16 protein-coding genes and 1 other annotated feature are annotated in these 14,743 nt (G+C 38.8%); of the genes, 1 reads left to right on the forward strand and 15 read right to left on the reverse strand.

Translation table 11 applies throughout. The features are described from left to right. Positions 1 to 13: 13 nt before the first annotated feature. The 7 genes from MKZ14_RS15950 to MKZ14_RS15980 all read right to left on the reverse strand — a co-directional run bounded on the left by MKZ14_RS15950 (position 14) and on the right by MKZ14_RS15980 (position 6,943). Entirely contained in the window at positions 14 to 292 is a 279-nt protein-coding gene (locus tag MKZ14_RS15950; RefSeq protein ID WP_339280217.1) for a glutaredoxin family protein, read from the reverse strand. 12 nt (positions 293 to 304) lie between these two features. Further along, positions 305 to 1,318, reverse strand: a complete 1,014-nt coding sequence (locus MKZ14_RS15955) for an LLM class flavin-dependent oxidoreductase (RefSeq protein ID WP_339280218.1) — start codon at positions 1,316 to 1,318, stop codon at positions 305 to 307. Positions 1,319 to 1,363: 45 nt separating this feature from the next. Next, entirely contained in the window at positions 1,364 to 2,692 is a 1,329-nt protein-coding gene (locus tag MKZ14_RS15960; protein ID WP_339280219.1) for an LLM class flavin-dependent oxidoreductase, read from the reverse strand. Positions 2,693 to 2,835: 143 nt separating this feature from the next. Further along, positions 2,836 to 3,732 (reverse strand): LysR family transcriptional regulator, encoded by an 897-nt coding sequence (locus tag MKZ14_RS15965; RefSeq protein ID WP_339280220.1) that lies wholly within the window; start codon positions 3,730 to 3,732, stop codon positions 2,836 to 2,838. Between the two features lie 298 nt (positions 3,733 to 4,030). Further along, complete coding sequence (gene argF / locus MKZ14_RS15970) at positions 4,031 to 4,996, reverse strand: ornithine carbamoyltransferase (RefSeq protein WP_333005086.1); 966 nt, start codon at positions 4,994 to 4,996, stop codon at positions 4,031 to 4,033. A 278-nt stretch (positions 4,997 to 5,274) separates the two neighbouring features. After that, positions 5,275 to 6,363, reverse strand: coding sequence for a M42 family metallopeptidase (locus MKZ14_RS15975; RefSeq protein WP_016994857.1), 1,089 nt, complete (start codon positions 6,361 to 6,363; stop codon positions 5,275 to 5,277). 94 nt (positions 6,364 to 6,457) lie between these two features. Continuing rightward, positions 6,458 to 6,943: a dUTP diphosphatase gene (locus tag MKZ14_RS15980; protein ID WP_016994856.1), complete on the reverse strand. Its 486-nt coding sequence runs from the start codon at positions 6,941 to 6,943 to the stop codon at positions 6,458 to 6,460. A gap of 105 nt (positions 6,944 to 7,048) precedes the next feature. On the opposite strand from MKZ14_RS15980, the gene MKZ14_RS15985 reads away from it, so the two are divergent. Next, a complete protein-coding gene (locus MKZ14_RS15985; protein WP_016994855.1) occupies positions 7,049 to 7,444 on the forward strand; it encodes a hypothetical protein in 396 nt (131 codons plus the stop codon). Between the two features lie 24 nt (positions 7,445 to 7,468). Here MKZ14_RS15985 and MKZ14_RS15990 read toward each other — a convergent pair whose 3' ends face one another. The 8 genes from MKZ14_RS15990 to nrdR all read right to left on the reverse strand — a co-directional run bounded on the left by MKZ14_RS15990 (position 7,469) and on the right by nrdR (position 14,740). Next, positions 7,469 to 7,732: a DUF1294 domain-containing protein gene (locus tag MKZ14_RS15990; RefSeq protein ID WP_016994854.1), complete on the reverse strand. Its 264-nt coding sequence runs from the start codon at positions 7,730 to 7,732 to the stop codon at positions 7,469 to 7,471. Between the two features lie 145 nt (positions 7,733 to 7,877). Further along, entirely contained in the window at positions 7,878 to 8,237 is a 360-nt protein-coding gene (rplT, locus tag MKZ14_RS15995) for a 50S ribosomal protein L20 (protein ID WP_004226314.1), read from the reverse strand. Positions 8,238 to 8,294: 57 nt separating this feature from the next. After that, a complete protein-coding gene (rpmI, locus tag MKZ14_RS16000; protein WP_004226312.1) occupies positions 8,295 to 8,495 on the reverse strand; it encodes a 50S ribosomal protein L35 in 201 nt (66 codons plus the stop codon). A 31-nt stretch (positions 8,496 to 8,526) separates the two neighbouring features. Beyond that, positions 8,527 to 9,030, reverse strand: a complete 504-nt coding sequence (gene infC, locus MKZ14_RS16005; RefSeq protein ID WP_016994853.1) for a translation initiation factor IF-3 — start codon at positions 9,028 to 9,030, stop codon at positions 8,527 to 8,529. 95 nt (positions 9,031 to 9,125) lie between these two features. After that, positions 9,126 to 9,274, reverse strand: a sequence feature (ribosomal protein L20 leader region). Between the two features lie 171 nt (positions 9,275 to 9,445). After that, on the reverse strand, positions 9,446 to 11,377 hold the full coding sequence (thrS, locus tag MKZ14_RS16010; protein WP_016994852.1) for a threonine--tRNA ligase: 1,932 nt from the start codon (positions 11,375 to 11,377) through the stop codon (positions 9,446 to 9,448). A gap of 554 nt (positions 11,378 to 11,931) precedes the next feature. Further along, positions 11,932 to 12,861, reverse strand: coding sequence for a primosomal protein DnaI (gene dnaI, locus MKZ14_RS16015; RefSeq protein ID WP_255349866.1), 930 nt, complete (start codon positions 12,859 to 12,861; stop codon positions 11,932 to 11,934). A gap of 27 nt (positions 12,862 to 12,888) precedes the next feature. Next, the gene (locus MKZ14_RS16020) at positions 12,889 to 14,253 is read right to left on the reverse strand and encodes a DnaD domain protein (RefSeq protein ID WP_048393607.1); all 1,365 of its coding nucleotides are present in this window, start codon (positions 14,251 to 14,253) and stop codon (positions 12,889 to 12,891) included. Between the two features lie 16 nt (positions 14,254 to 14,269). Then, a complete protein-coding gene (nrdR, locus tag MKZ14_RS16025; RefSeq protein WP_004226277.1) occupies positions 14,270 to 14,740 on the reverse strand; it encodes a transcriptional regulator NrdR in 471 nt (156 codons plus the stop codon). Positions 14,741 to 14,743: the final 3 nt, after the last annotated feature.

Here is a 14,743-nt window from a genome sequence, read left to right on the forward strand (position 1 = left end):
TCCTCTCCTTCTGTTATGCATATGAGGGTAGATTCACAGCAAGTGCCTTCTGTAGATGCTCTAAACCAATTGCTGTTACGGCTCTATAGATACCTGTTTCACTTGAACCAATTTCTACAACGGGTACATGTCGAACACCATACTTTATATCAAGGATGTCTCTAAAATTATCATTAGACGTGACATCAACTGTTTTGAAGGAAATATGTCGTTCTTGTAAATATGCTTTTATTTCCTCGCAATAACTACAACCTTGCTTCGACCAAATGATTATATCTAAACTTTTTGTCATATCATGACCTCCTTAGATTACCTTCACCTTTTGCTGTAACTGCAAATGGACAGGACTTAAAAGCTCAAACGAACGTTGGCGTTCAAATTCCTTCAAGATGGGCGTATGCAAAATAAATTCATTAATTTGGAATCGTACATGGTAATCATCTAAATTGGCTCTAATGTCTTCTGCTGTACCGTATAAAATATCAGCCTCATACTGCTCCACCGTGTATTCCTCTCCAGATTCCTGACCAAATTTCTCTGCTAGCTCTACTGATTGTAATGTCAAGCTTCTCCCACTTGCTAAATGGACCTTTGTGATTTTTTGATCTCCAATTAGCTCTTTCGCTTCCTCTTTGCTTGGAGCAGCAAGCGCGGCAATGGAAAGTGCAAAAGTGCCGTTTGGATGATGACTACGATAGGTTGAAGCCGCTTGTGCCAAAACCTTATTGTCGCTATTAATAAATCGAGCAAAGACAAAGGCAATGCCAAGTTTCCCTGCAAGAGCAGCACTTTCTGGACTTGCACCTAGTAAAAATAAAGCTGGCTTTGTCTGCGGTATCGGCGTTGCTTGTATGCCATAGAGTTCGTGCTCTTTTGGTATGGTTTGCTCGATCAATTGCTGTAAGAATGTTAATCTCTCTTCAAAATCTTCCCCCTGATTGAGTGTGCCGTATTGTAGAGCCTTTGTTGAAAGTGGTAAGCCGCCAGGGGCTTTACCGATACCCAAATCTACACGTCCTGGCTCCAATGAGGCTAGTACGTGGAAATTTTCTGCTACTTTATAGGGGCTATAATGCTGTAGCATAACCCCTCCTGATCCAATTTGAATGGATTTGGTTTTGGCAAGTAAATAAGAAACTAATACTTCTGGAGAAGAGCCTGCTAATGACTTTGTATCATGATGCTCCGATACCCAAAAACGTGAATAGCCTAACTGCTCAGCTCGTTGTGCTAAGTCCACCGTTTTTTGTAGTGTTTGTTCATTGCTTGCTCCTTCAATAATAGGGCTTTGATCTAATATGCCTAATGTATAACTCATACAACCCCTCCTAATTTCTTTTATTCAAATAAATTTACTAGGTTTTTAGACAGACTGTTTAACATAGCGACTTTCCTTGAATGGTAAACCTAAATTCCCGCGTAAAGTATCCGCCTCATAGTCTTTACGATAAAGCTCCCTTGCTTGCAAAATTGGCACTACTTTATCAACAAAATCTTCGAGAGCACCAGGAACTGTCACACCAATAATAAAGCCATCTGCCGCTTCCTTTTCAAACCATTCTTGTACAAGATCTGCTACTTGCTCAGCTGTCCCAAAAAAAGCTGTTTTTGGTGTCGCCTCGCGTAAAGCGACTTGACGTAATGTCAGACCCTCTTGCTTAGCATATCGTTTAATATAATCGGTTGTGCTTCTAAAGCTATTGGCTCCAATATCTCCCAGTTCAGGGAACGGTGCATCCACATCGTATTGAGTAAAATCATGATGGTCAAAGTAACGCCCAAGATAAGCAAGAGCGCGGTCTATGGAAACTAACTCAACAATTTCTTGATATTTCGCCTCTGCTTCCTCCACTGTATCCCCAATAATCGGCGATATACCTGGAAAGATCTTCACTTCTTCAGGATTTCGTCCAAATGCTGCCACCTCTTTTTTTACTCTTGAGTAAAATTTCTGTGCCTCTTCAATAGAAGCGCCATGTGTAAAAATGGCATCTGCATCTTTGGCAGCTAATCGAATGCCTGCATCAGACGACCCAGCCTGGAAAATAACGGGCTGGCCTTGCTTTGTTCGACCAATATTGAGTGGTCCTTGGACTGAAAAATATCGCCCTTTATGATGTAATGTGTGTAATTTTTCTGGATCAAAAAATTGATCTTTGTTGACATCTGCAATAAACGCATCATCATCCCACGAGTCCCATAAGCCTTTGACAACCTCTAAGTATTCTTCCGCAATTTGATAGCGCTCTGCATGGCTAGGATGTTCGTCAATTGTTTTGTTATAGTTCAAAGCAGTACTTTCTAATGGTGTCGTTACAACATTCCATCCAGCACGCCCAGCACTAATATGATCTAATGAAGCGAATTGGCGTGCTACTGTAAATGGTTCGCTATAGGAAGTTGAGACTGTTCCAACTAACCCAATGTTTTTCGTCGCTACTGCTAAAGCCGATAAGATTGTAATAGGTTCAAATCGATTTAAAAAATGAGGGATGGATTTTTCGTTAATAAATAAACCATCCGCAATAAATGCTACATCAAATTTTCCCTGCTCTGCTTTCTGAGCCTGCTGAATATAGAAAGGTAAGCTTACACTTTGATTGCTCGCCACCTTTGGATGACGCCAACCAGAAATATTTCCTCCTACCCCATGAATAATTGCTCCAAATCGAATTTTATCCTGTCTAGCCATGTCAATTCCTCCTCAATCTTTATTTTACTAAACATAGTGGTTAAGTATGTTTTGTTGGATTGAGAATGATATTACCGTTCCTTTAGACGATATGCAATAGGTACAGTAATAGAAAAAATTTTATGTGGTGATAAAATTTTTTATCAATACGTGTCTCCTATGCTTTCAAAATGCTTAGCTGTTTCACAAATTGTCTGCCAAAAGGATGATGGCAACGTCTCTTTCTCTTTATAGGTTAAAAATATATGTTGATTCATATCCAGCAAATGCTTAACGTCTATCTCCACAAATTCACCGCTTTCCAGTTCCTTTTTAATGCATAGATGTGGTAAAAAGCTTAGATAGTCTTTTGTCCGAATAAACTCTTTGGCAACTTCTAAATGATCTGTTCGTACCTCAATATTGGCTGCTACTCCCTCTACCTCGAACATTTTATGCACATAATTCCAATCAAACGCGCCACATTCAAAAAACACCATTTTCTGTTGAGCTAATTCTTTTGCTTGAATGAGTTCATGTAGTTGTAAAGGGTGATCACGATGTTTAACAAGTTTTACTGTATTGTTCAATAAAAGCTCGTTCTCAATGTCATCCCCATGTACATATTGAATAAAGCCTAGATGAATTTGGTGGCTTTGTAGCTTTTCTAAAATGTTTGCTGTGGAACCTGTAAATAATTGAAAACGCAAATAAGGGAATTGCTCTTTCCATTTAGGCAATGCATAGGCTAAGAAATACTGAGCTGTTACACCGTTTGCACCAATACATACCTCATCAGTCTCCTGCGTTTCTTCTAATTGCTTCTTTCCTTGCTGAAATGTTTGCACAATTTGCGTAGCAAATGGTAAAAAATCTTTCCCTTTCTCTGATACGCTCACACTTCTTCCATCTCGGTAAAATAACTCAACACCTAGTTCTCGTTCTAATGACTTAATACGTGCAGTTACAGTTGGCTGTGAAAGAAATAATGCATTGGCTGCTTTATGGATACTTTTGTAATGGACAACATATAAAAATGCCTTGATATGGTCTATATTCACGAGGAGTTCACCCCTTCATTACTTATTTAACCTATTATATAAATAATTCCTTATATTCTCTATAACTTATAAGAAAACTATGTTTTATATTTTTTGACAAAGAAAAAAAGCAACCCAGCGTCTCCCAGGTTACTTTGCTATGTAGCGATGTAGCCATCCATCTTGACAACAAACATCGCACGTGGTGAACATCCCTCTGTCTGCCTACCACTTGTATGTTATTCACATGAACACCCTCTGTTGTCCATGTAAACTCTATCTATCGTACTTCTCAACTTGAGAAAGCATATGTCTAAATTTAAGCTAAAATCGATGCTAATACTGCCTTTTGTGCATGCAATCTATTTTCGGCTTGCTCAAAGATGTAAGAATTAGGTCCGTCAATAACAGAAGTCGCAACCTCTTCCTCACGATGTGCTGGTAAACAATGCAAGAACATATAATTTGGTTTTGCATAGGCTACTAGCTCATCATTAATTTGATAGCCAGCAAAGTCTTGTAAGCGTTTTGCTGCCTCTTCCTCTTGACCCATAGATGTCCAAACGTCTGCATAGACAACATCTGCATTTAATACGGCTTCAACAGGATCATTTGTGATCATAATCGTACTGCCATTTGCTGCTGCAATCGCCTGTGCTTTAGCGATGACTTCCCCATCACATTCATAACCTACAGGAGTCGCAACGGCTACATTCATGCCAACGTGTGCTGAAGCTACTACGAGTGAGTGTGCTACATTGTTGCCATCTCCTACATAGGCAATTTTAAGCCCTTTTAACATGCCTTTATTTTCTGCAATCGTCTCTAAATCAGCTAATGCCTGGCAAGGATGATAAATATCCGTTAATCCATTGATGACAGGAATTACTGCATGCTCTGCAAGCTCCTTCACCATCTCATGAGAGTTTGCACGAATCATAATACCATCTAAATAGCCCGATAATACATGGGCTGTATCATAAATCGATTCACCACGACCAATTTGTAAATCGCGAGCATGCATAAACATACCTTTTCCACCTAATTGATTCATACCAACTTCAAATGAAATACGTGTACGAGTTGAATGTTTCTCAAAAATCATACCAAGCGTTTTACCTTCTAGTAATCTTGGACATTTCCCATCTTTTGTAATCATTTTAAGCTGTGTTGCCAATTCTATAAGATCTTGAACCTCTTGACTTGTATAGTCTAGCAAAGTTAGTAGATCTTTTCCTTTTAAACTAGACACTAACTTTAACTGTACTTCTTCGAGTAATTTCATAGCCTTCGCTCCTTATATCGTTGCTGTTGAAATTAGTATAACATGCATAAATATAAAATCAACTGAATTTTTATAATTAATCTTAATTATTATTCGTTTGTTATAAAATGTGACAAAAATTCGTCTAAACGAATATTTATGCATAAATGACCATTTTAGAATACCCGCTATTTAGGGATAGTATTGTCACCATTAGTATTAGAGGAAGAAATTTTAATACTGAAAACAACGAAAAGCCCCCTAACAAATTTGTTAGAGGGCAAGTCCATTTCTTCTACTTAATCAAAAGTAATTTTATTGACCGCATCACGGTCTAATTTTTTAATGACTTCTACCATTAATTTAACAGCATTATCATAATCATCACGATGTAGGATACCTGCATGTGAATGGATGTAGCGTGTTGCAATACCGATAGATAGTGCTGGTACGCCATTTGCTGTTACGTGGATGGAGCCAGCATCTGTACCACCGCCAGCCATCGCTTCAAATTGATATGGAATATTGTGCTCATCTGCTACATCTAGTACGAATTCACGTAAGCCACGGTGTGAAACCATCGATGCATCATACACAACGATTTGAGGGCCTGCACCCATCTTACTTGTTGATTCTTTTGCGGTAACTCCAGGAGTATCTCCTGCTACACCTACGTCCACTGCAAATCCAATATCTGGTTGGATTTTATGTGTAGCCGTTTTTGCACCACGAAGTCCAACTTCTTCTTGTACATTCCCTACAGAATAAAGAATATTAGGGTGCTTTTCATTTTGTAACGCTTTCATAACATCAATCGCGATTGCACAGCCGATACGGTTATCCCACGCTTTAGCTAATAGATACTTATCATTTTTCATTACATTAAATTCAAAGTACGGTGTTACCATATCGCCAGGACGTACGCCCCACTCAAGTACTTCATCTTTAGAAGCTGCACCAATATCGATAAACATATCTTTAATGTCTACTACCTTATTACGTACATCAGCAGGTAAAATATGAGGTGGCTTTGAACCAATAACCCCAATCACTTCATCGCCCTTACGTGTAGTAATCGTTACTCGCTGTGCAAGCATAACTTGGCTCCACCAGCCACCTACTGTTTGGAATTTGATAAAGCCTTTGTCATCAATTTGTGTAACCATGAAGCCTACTTCATCTAAATGTCCTGCTACGACAATTTTAGGACCGTTTTCATCGCCAACTTTTTTAGCAATGACACTACCTAAGTTATCTGTTTCTACAGTGTCTGCATATGGTGCAATGTATTTTTTCATGACCTCACGCGGTGCACGTTCATTACCTGCGATACCATTCGCATCTGTCAAATCTTTAAACATTTGTAATGTTGGATCTAGTTGTGTCATCCTTTTTCCTCCTACTTCTTGTATCTATTTTATTATACTTCGTTTACCGAAATATTCCTAGCTTAATCGTCTGAAAATTGGTGTATTTCTTAATTTAATAACCTGATCGCTGCCGATGATAATTTTCTTGATTTTTTTCAAGATAAGCACCAACCACATCCTCAAATGTAAAACCGAGATTATACGCTAGTAATCCATAGTATTGCCAAATAGCTAAATAACGCTCCTCTGTAGGTTGATGAATAAATGCTAAAATAACACTTTGTGTTTCTAAAAAAGTAGCCGTTAAATCCTTCATCTCTTCTACAAAAGGCCACATGTCAATCGATGTATAGCCCTTTAATAAGCCAAGAGATAAGATAAAATGAATCGAATCCACATATTCTTCTAGAATGACCTCACGTGCTGATGGTCCCTTTGTGCTCCAAAATTTAAAGCAACGCGTTTCATTAGCAAGCTCAGCTAGCTCCACTAGTAAGGCTAAGCCCTTTTCCTGAAACACATCTTGCTGAATATTTTGTGTTTGCTCGATAAAATCATCAAGCTCTTTTTGCATAGTAAACAATTGTTGTAAATTCATTTTTTTCTCCTAAATTTCTAAAAAATATTTTATAAAAAGTGAAACTATTTGACCCTTCTAATCGTATAGGAAAGAATAACCTTTCTTCAAGGGGGAAATTTAAACATGTTGCCGTTACTAATTCGACTTGCTGTAATAGCGCTTATTATCTATGTATTTTACAAAGCGATTCGTTATATAACCGATCCTAAACGCAAACTTGATGAAGCCTATGAAAAAGGCCAGTATTATTTCTATGATGACGTTAAAAATGTCCGAAAAAATTTTTTTATTTCCTATAAGGGTGCTCTTTTTGAAGGGGAAAAATACCTAGGCACAACAGAGGATGCATTTGAGGTTGTAACCATTTTCGTCGGCGCGCGCGATGCTGCAACATTACAAGGCTTCAGCAAAAGCGACTTTGAATATTTACAGCAAGAAATATTATTGAACTATCCAAGCGCTAAAATCAATTGGAAGCAGCCTATTGAACAGCTTATGCGAAACACATCCTCATCATGAGGATGTGTTTTTAATTATTCTCATTTATGTCCACAGCTGTACAATGATAAAAATTTGTATGGCTGCTAGTAGGGGAAAACCAAATGCAAAACGATTATGACGTGTTTTGTGGCGGAATAAATACATACCCAATACACCACCAGCTGCCCCTCCTGCTATGGCTAGTGTAAATAATGTACGCTCTGCTATACGCCATTCATGATTCTTTGCACGCGATTTATCCATCCCCATTAAAATGAGCAACACAATTGATACAATGCCCATATATGCTAATAATGCTTGTCCCATTCCTTACTCCTTTAAAACCGTGATACTATTAATCTAACACAAAAAAGACTGATGGAAAAACCCATCAGTCTTTTATTGCACTTGTGATATTTTACACCTGTCGCTATGCTTTCGGTGCAGAAATAATAGTTGTTGTTGTCAGCTATTATTTAGCTACTGCTTTTTTAGCAGCGTCTGCTAATTGAGTGAATGCTGCAGCATCAGTTACTGCAAGGTCAGCTAACATTTTACGGTTAACTTCGATACCTGCAACTTTTAAACCGTGCATTAAACGGCTGTAAGAAAGACCGTTCATACGAGCAGCTGCGTTGATACGAGTGATCCATAATTTACGGAAATCACGTTTTTTCTGACGACGGTCACGGTATGCATATTGACCTGATTTCATTACTGCTTGGTTAGCAACTTTGTATAATGTATGTTTTGAACCATAGTAACCTTTAGCTAATTTCAATACTTTTTTACGACGTTTGCGCGTCACTGTTCCGCCTTTTACGCGTGGCATATGAATTACCTCCTGCTTTTCATTAAAAAATGAATGTTAGTATTTTTTTGTAGTCAATTATTTCATGTAAACAAGTAAAGATTTGATGCGTTTGAAGTCACCAGATGATACGATGTTCGCTTTACGTAGGTGACGTTTTTGTTTCGTAGATTTGTTTGCGAATAAGTGGCTTCCATAAGCACGGTCGTATTTTAATTTACCTGAACCCGTTTTTTTGAAACGTTTCGCAGCTCCACGGTGAGTTTTCATTTTTGGCATGTCGAATTCCTCCTAAACTGTTCGTCTAATATTATTTCTCGTTCTTTGGTTGAAGAACTAAGAACATGCTTCGGCCTTCCATCTTCGGTTTTTGTTCTACCGTTGATACTTCAGCACAAGCTTCAGCAAAACGATCTAACACACGTTGACCAATCTCTTTGTGTGTGATCGCACGACCTTTGAAACGTAGGCTACATTTTACTTTATCGCCTTTTTCAAGGAATTTAATCGCATTACGTAACTTCGTTTGGAAATCATGCTCATCGATTGTTGGGCTCAAACGAACCTCTTTCATTACGATGACCTTTTGATTTTTACGAATTTCACGGTCTTTCTTTTGCTGTTCAAACTTAAATTTACCATAGTCCATGATACGAGCGACTGGCGGCTTGGCTTGAGGGGCCACAAGGACAAGATCCAAGTTTACACGAGCGGCGATTTCTAGCGCTTCATTACGTGTCTTTACACCAAGCTGGTCACCATTGTGATCGATTAATCGAAGTTCACGTGCGCGAATGCCTTCGTTTACATACATGTCTTTGCTAATAGTAATCCACCTCCAAGTAGTTGTCGCGAATACATGGTTTGGGCAAAGCCTTGCCCGGTTGAACGGTACATCCTCTCGTCATGTCCATAAAAAAAGGACGGACATTTTTGAAGATGTCCGCCCGCTATATGTGCATGCGCAAGTCTACGCAAAACAATTCAACGTGTCATACCTGTTCACAGCCTTTAAAGCGTTGTATCAGGTGAGAAGCGGGCAGCCTCTACTTCAACCACAAACTTTGTATTCATTAACCTTAATTATATTAGCATGTATATGATAAGCTGTCAAATATTTATTTTCTTATCAATGCTAACATAACCAAAATGAAGCTATTCTATACAAATGCAAGATTTATTTTATACAGAAACCCTCACTTTGGCAAGCGAGGGTTTCTAGTTGAAGCTTATTTTGTAATTTCTGCTTTAATAGCTGCTAGGAAATCCTCAAAGCTAATTGTTTCGGAATCTTTCGAGCCATAACGTCGCACGTTTACGCCATTTGCCTCTACCTCTTTATCCCCTATAACAAGCATATAAGGAATCTTTTTCATTTGTGCTTCACGGATTTTATAGCCTAATTTCTCTTCACGATCATCCATTTCGACACGTAAACCAGCCGCAGTAAGTTGCTCTTCAATTTGCTTTGCATAGTCGAAGTGAGCTTCATTCGATACTGGAATAACTTCAACTTGTACCGGCGCTAACCAAGTTGGGAATGCTCCTTTGTATTCTTCAATTAAGAAGGCAACAAAACGTTCCATTGTTGATACAACACCACGGTGGATAACAACTGGACGATGAGGCTTACCATCTTCCCCAACATAAGTTAGGTCGAAGCGTTCTGGTAATAAGAAGTCTAATTGCACTGTAGATAAAGTCTCTTCTTTCCCAATCGCTGTTTTTACTTGAACGTCAAGTTTAGGACCATAGAATGCAGCCTCACCTTCCGCTTCAAAGTAGTCTAAGCCAAGTTCATCCATTGCTTCTTTTAGCATGCTTTGTGCTTTTTCCCACATTGCATCATCATCGAAGTATTTCTCAGTATCTGCTGGGTCGCGATAAGATAAACGGAATGAGTAATCATTAAGATCGAAATCTTTATAAACCTCTAAAATTAACTGTACTACTTTTTGGAATTCCGCTTTAATTTGATCTGGGCGAACAAAAATATGGGCATCATTTAATGTCATCCCACGAACACGTTGTAAGCCTGAAACAGCCCCTGACATTTCGTAACGGTGCATTGTGCCAAGCTCTGCAATACGCAATGGAAGGTTACGGTATGAATGCATGCTGTTTTTGTACACCATCATATGGTGAGGACAGTTCATCGGACGCATAATTAATGTCTCATTATCCATTTCCATTGGTGGGAAAATTGAATCTTGATAATGATCCCAGTGACCAGAAGTTTGATAAAGCTCCTTAGAACCTAATACTGGTGTATAAACATGCTTATAGCCAAGTGATAATTCTTTATCGACAATATAACGTTCAATAACACGACGAATTGTTGCACCATTTGGTAACCAAAGTGGTAAACCTTGGCCAACCTTTTGAGACGTTGTGAACAGTTCTAATTCTTTTCCGATTTTACGGTGATCACGTTCTTTTGCTTCTTCTAGCATTTGGAGGTGGTGTTTTAATTCCTCTTTTTTGAAGAATGCTGTACCATAAATACGTTGTAACATTTTGTTATCAGAGTTCCCTCTCCAGTAAGCACCCGCTAATGATAAAAGCTTGAATTCACGAAGTTTACCAGTAGATGGTACGTGGATACCACGGCAAAGATCAAAAAACTCGCCTTGATAATAAATAGATACTTGCTCATCTGCAGGAATGGCTTCAAGTAATTCTAATTTATACTCATCGCCAATTTCTTCATAAAGCGCTTGTGCTTCTGCACGGCTTACATTTTTGCGTTCCACCTCAAGGTTTTCAGCAATAATTTTCTTCATTTCTTTTTCAATGGCAGGTAGATCTTCTGCAGTGATTGGTGTTGGTGAGTCAATATCATAGTAGAAACCACCTTCAATTACCGGACCAATCCCAAGCTTTACATCTGGGAATAGACGTTTAATAGCTTGAGCTGTTAAATGGGCAGTTGAGTGACGTAAAACTTCAAGTGCTTCCTCATCATCTTGTGTAATGATTGCAATTGTTGCATCCTCTTCAATTGGTGTTTTTAAATCCACTAACACACCATTAATTTTACCTGCATACGCTTTTTTCCGTAAGCCAGGGCTAATAGATAATGCTACGTCATCAGTTGATGTGCCTTTTGCAAATTCCTTTACAGCGCCATCTGGGAAAGTTAATTTAATCATTTCTGACATATCCTTTGCACTCCTTTGTTTTTGATAAATACATAATGCTTGATGATTGGCTGGAGCAATGTTTGTGTGACTCTACGGCTTGGTTTGAGCGGAGTCATTGCTTTTTTAAGCATTTCTCTGTTCAATCGGAGCGGCATCTTCATGTTTCTGAGCGGTTTCTTACTCTCTATGAGCGAATTTACCACTTTCGCGAGCGACTTATCTCCCTATATAAGCGGAGCCACCACTATTTCAATGAAATCTGAGAAAAATAAAAAAAGCTCCGTCCCTCACAAAAGGGACGAAGCGTATGCTCGTGGTTCCACCCTTCTTCCTTCCGACTTAGATAAAGTCAGACGAAGCTCAAGGCTAGCTAACGGGCTAGGGACCGGCGAAAGATTATCCCTTTCGCTGCTCAGTAGGTAGTAAATAATGTGCCCATACTAGGAAGTTTTCAGCCGATGACTTCCCTCTCTAAAAGCTGATACACAAAATTCATGTCCTCATCAATGCATATTGATATTAAGTATATGAGTCAGTATACGCTCGATTGTCGAAAAATGCAACTATCAATGTTACATCCGACGATTTTTGCCTCGCATTTCGATCGGCACTGTTAGGGCTTTAATTCGCTCCATAATTCGTCCCGCTTTAACAACCTCAATATCACCTTTTTGTGACTGAGCTAAGTGATGCTCTAATTCTTCATAGTTAAAATTAGACGTAATAAAAGTTGGCAATTGTTCTGCCATCCGATAATGGAAAATAGTCCCCAAAATTTCATCACGTGTCCAGGCAGTCATTGTCTCCGCGCCTAAATCATCTAGCATTAAGACAGGAGCCTTTTTAATATAATCAATTTTCTCATTCAATGTATTATCGCCAATGGCATTTTTCATTTCTCGTAAAAATTCTGGAACGAAAACTACCACAGAGCGGATTTTAATAGATGCTAATTCATTGGCCAATGCACCAAGTACAAAGGATTTCCCTACACCAAATTTACCATATAGGTAAAAACCTTTTGCAGGTAATTGACCAGTTTCTTTTGTTATTTTAACAAATTGAGCTGCTTTTTGTGCAATCGCCACACGTGATTCATCATCAATACTTAAATCATGAATTGTTGCTTGTAGCACATCTTTTGGCATATGCATACTTGCAATCATATTCGCAACATCTCGGCGTTCTTCTTCCCTAATCTTTTGCTCACAGCGCACATAGTCCATTTCAATAGAATTCCGAACAACCCTTAATGTCGGGATGAATCCTTTTAAATAGTTTGTACAATGTTCGGTATTATCACACCCACAGCACTCAGTAGATTGACTAATAAACTCATGCAGTTTAGGTAAATTTCGCTCAACATTGTCATAGTTTAATTCATCTGCATGCTGCGCTAAAAATTCCTGCACATGCGGGTGCTCTAAAATTTCACGTCGCATGGCTTCATAGCGTTCTTGGAACGAGGGTACATTAATTGCTCGCTTTAGTGGTCCATTTATAGGTTCGATTACTGCTCACCTTCTTTACTATTCGCTTTTTCCTAGCATCTCTAATATTTTTTGTCGCTCTTTTTCAAAATCTATAGTACTAGAGGTAGATTCCTCTTGATTGTCATTTCGTTTATAGAACCATTCAGGCACTTTTTCTTCACGTTGATATCTTGAACGTCCTTTAGTCTGTTGACTCGTTTTATTGGACGTTTGCGGCTTGTTTTTCCAAGCTGTATATTTATCATGCTCTTGACGTGCAAGTTCCATTGCTTCCTTAGCGGTCTGGACATTTTTTCGTACCCAATGATCAGCAATCGTTTCCACATATTTTTTAGGGAGCTTCATATCTGTTGTTAGCATAACGTATTCTAACAATGCATTAACCACTCCAATTGGCATGCCATGTTGAACGATTAAATTTTCTGCAAGTTGGACTGAGGTTTGTAATGGTTCTTTACCATTATTTATATCTCTTAAAACTTGGACAGGTGCCGTTGTTTCTAAATAGTGTTGAAGTTCCTGATCCTTGGTTTTTTGTCCCGCTTCTGCTACTGGTAGAGGATCGGTGACACGGGCAAGTTTTGGCGGCTCCTTGGATACGGTTAATTTATAAAAATCAGCAGCAGCCTTTCGTAAACGTTCCTGAGAAATTCCTAAATCATCATCTAAAGCAAGTATGACTACTTTTTGCATATCAAGGGCTGTTAAATGATATAAAAATGCCAACTTGGCTATAGCTTCACGCACTTCAAATGTCAACAAATTGGAAGGTACCAATTGCTCAGACAAACCTGCTTGCAATAAATCAAAATCGAATTGCTCCAAATAAAAAGGATATACTTTTTGTTGTTTATCCTTATGACTCGTATCCACTTGTAAATCTGATGGGATATTGGCATGAACAGGCTTATAGACATCAATAAAAGCACGAGATACATCCTTAAACGCCGAGTCCTTTACAGGTGACATAAAGCGCTGACGTAAGTTGCGATAAGCCTGCTCTCCAATTTTACTAAACAAAAACATCGACAGCAGCGGGTCTTTCATAAAGCTATCTGCATCTAATGGGCGCTGTAGCTCATATAAAAAACTCCGCTCACCAGCATTTTCTTTTTTCCATGTACGCAGCAAACCAATAGCTTCTAAAGCAATACGAGCCTCAAACACTTTACCAATTGGTAGCCCTAGCACATTCATTAAATAATAATGTGTCATTTGCTGCTTTGGCATTTGCTCTGCTTCTGCCCATAATGTTAAATAGAGGCTAACTGGCTCTGATCCCGTTAATGGTTGATAAAATAATGTAACTAATTGACGCTCTTGTGTAGAAAATGCATGAGGTAGACGAATGTCGAAAGGATCGCCAGGCTGCAATTCCTTATATAAATGAATCAACGTCATTCATCCTCTCTGTTTGCTATGATTTCTTCTCCGTTTGACGTTGAATAATGTCCTTTATTTCTTCAATAAAGACATTGATATCTTTAAACTGACGGTAGACCGACGCAAAACGCACATAGGCAACCTCATCAATTTTGGCTAAGCGGTCCATGACCATTTCGCCAACATCTTCTGAGCGTACTTCCGAATTTCCAATACGACGAAGATCTTTTTCAATGGACAAAACAAGTTCCTCCAGCACATCAAGTGCCACTGGACGTTTTTCACAAGCACGAATAAGCCCACGAAGTACCTTCTCACGGCTAAACTCTTCTCGTGAACCTTCCTTTTTCACAACGACTAATGGTGTCTCTTCAATTTTTTCAAACGTTGTAAAACGGAAGCCACATGACTCACATTCACGACGTCTACGAATTTCTTTATTATCATCTACTGGCCTCGAATCCACAACACGCGTTCCGTTAAATTGGCAAGATGGACATCTCATATA

This window comes from Lysinibacillus sp. FSL P2-0066, assembly GCF_037969495.1.
In the GTDB taxonomy this organism is placed as follows: Bacteria; Bacillota; Bacilli; order Bacillales_A; family Planococcaceae; genus Lysinibacillus; species Lysinibacillus boronitolerans.

Bases quoted from the DNA above. Each gene is read 5' to 3' on its own strand.
- MKZ14_RS15950 (WP_339280217.1), bottom strand. From the start codon at position 292: ATGACAAAAAGTTTAGATATAATCATTTGGTCGAAGCAAGGTTGTAGT.
- MKZ14_RS15955 (WP_339280218.1), bottom strand. From the start codon at position 1,318: ATGAGTTATACATTAGGCATATTAGATCAAAGCCCTATTATTGAAGGA.
- MKZ14_RS15960 (WP_339280219.1), bottom strand. From the start codon at position 2,692: ATGGCTAGACAGGATAAAATTCGATTTGGAGCAATTATTCATGGGGTA.
- argF (WP_333005086.1), bottom strand. From the start codon at position 4,996: ATGAAATTACTCGAAGAAGTACAGTTAAAGTTAGTGTCTAGTTTAAAA.
- MKZ14_RS15975 (WP_016994857.1), bottom strand. From the start codon at position 6,363: ATGACACAACTAGATCCAACATTACAAATGTTTAAAGATTTGACAGAT.
- MKZ14_RS15980 (WP_016994856.1), bottom strand. From the start codon at position 6,943: ATGAATTTACAACAATTGTTTACTATGCAAAAAGAGCTTGATGATTTT.
- MKZ14_RS15985 (WP_016994855.1), top strand. From the start codon at position 7,049: ATGTTGCCGTTACTAATTCGACTTGCTGTAATAGCGCTTATTATCTAT.
- MKZ14_RS15990 (WP_016994854.1), bottom strand. From the start codon at position 7,732: ATGGGACAAGCATTATTAGCATATATGGGCATTGTATCAATTGTGTTG.
- rplT (WP_004226314.1), bottom strand. From the start codon at position 8,237: ATGCCACGCGTAAAAGGCGGAACAGTGACGCGCAAACGTCGTAAAAAA.
- rpmI (WP_004226312.1), bottom strand. From the start codon at position 8,495: ATGCCAAAAATGAAAACTCACCGTGGAGCTGCGAAACGTTTCAAAAAA.
- infC (WP_016994853.1), bottom strand. From the start codon at position 9,030: ATGTATGTAAACGAAGGCATTCGCGCACGTGAACTTCGATTAATCGAT.
- thrS (WP_016994852.1), bottom strand. From the start codon at position 11,377: ATGTCAGAAATGATTAAATTAACTTTCCCAGATGGCGCTGTAAAGGAA.
- MKZ14_RS16020 (WP_048393607.1), bottom strand. From the start codon at position 14,253: ATGACGTTGATTCATTTATATAAGGAATTGCAGCCTGGCGATCCTTTC.
- nrdR (WP_004226277.1), bottom strand. From the start codon at position 14,740: ATGAGATGTCCATCTTGCCAATTTAACGGAACGCGTGTTGTGGATTCG.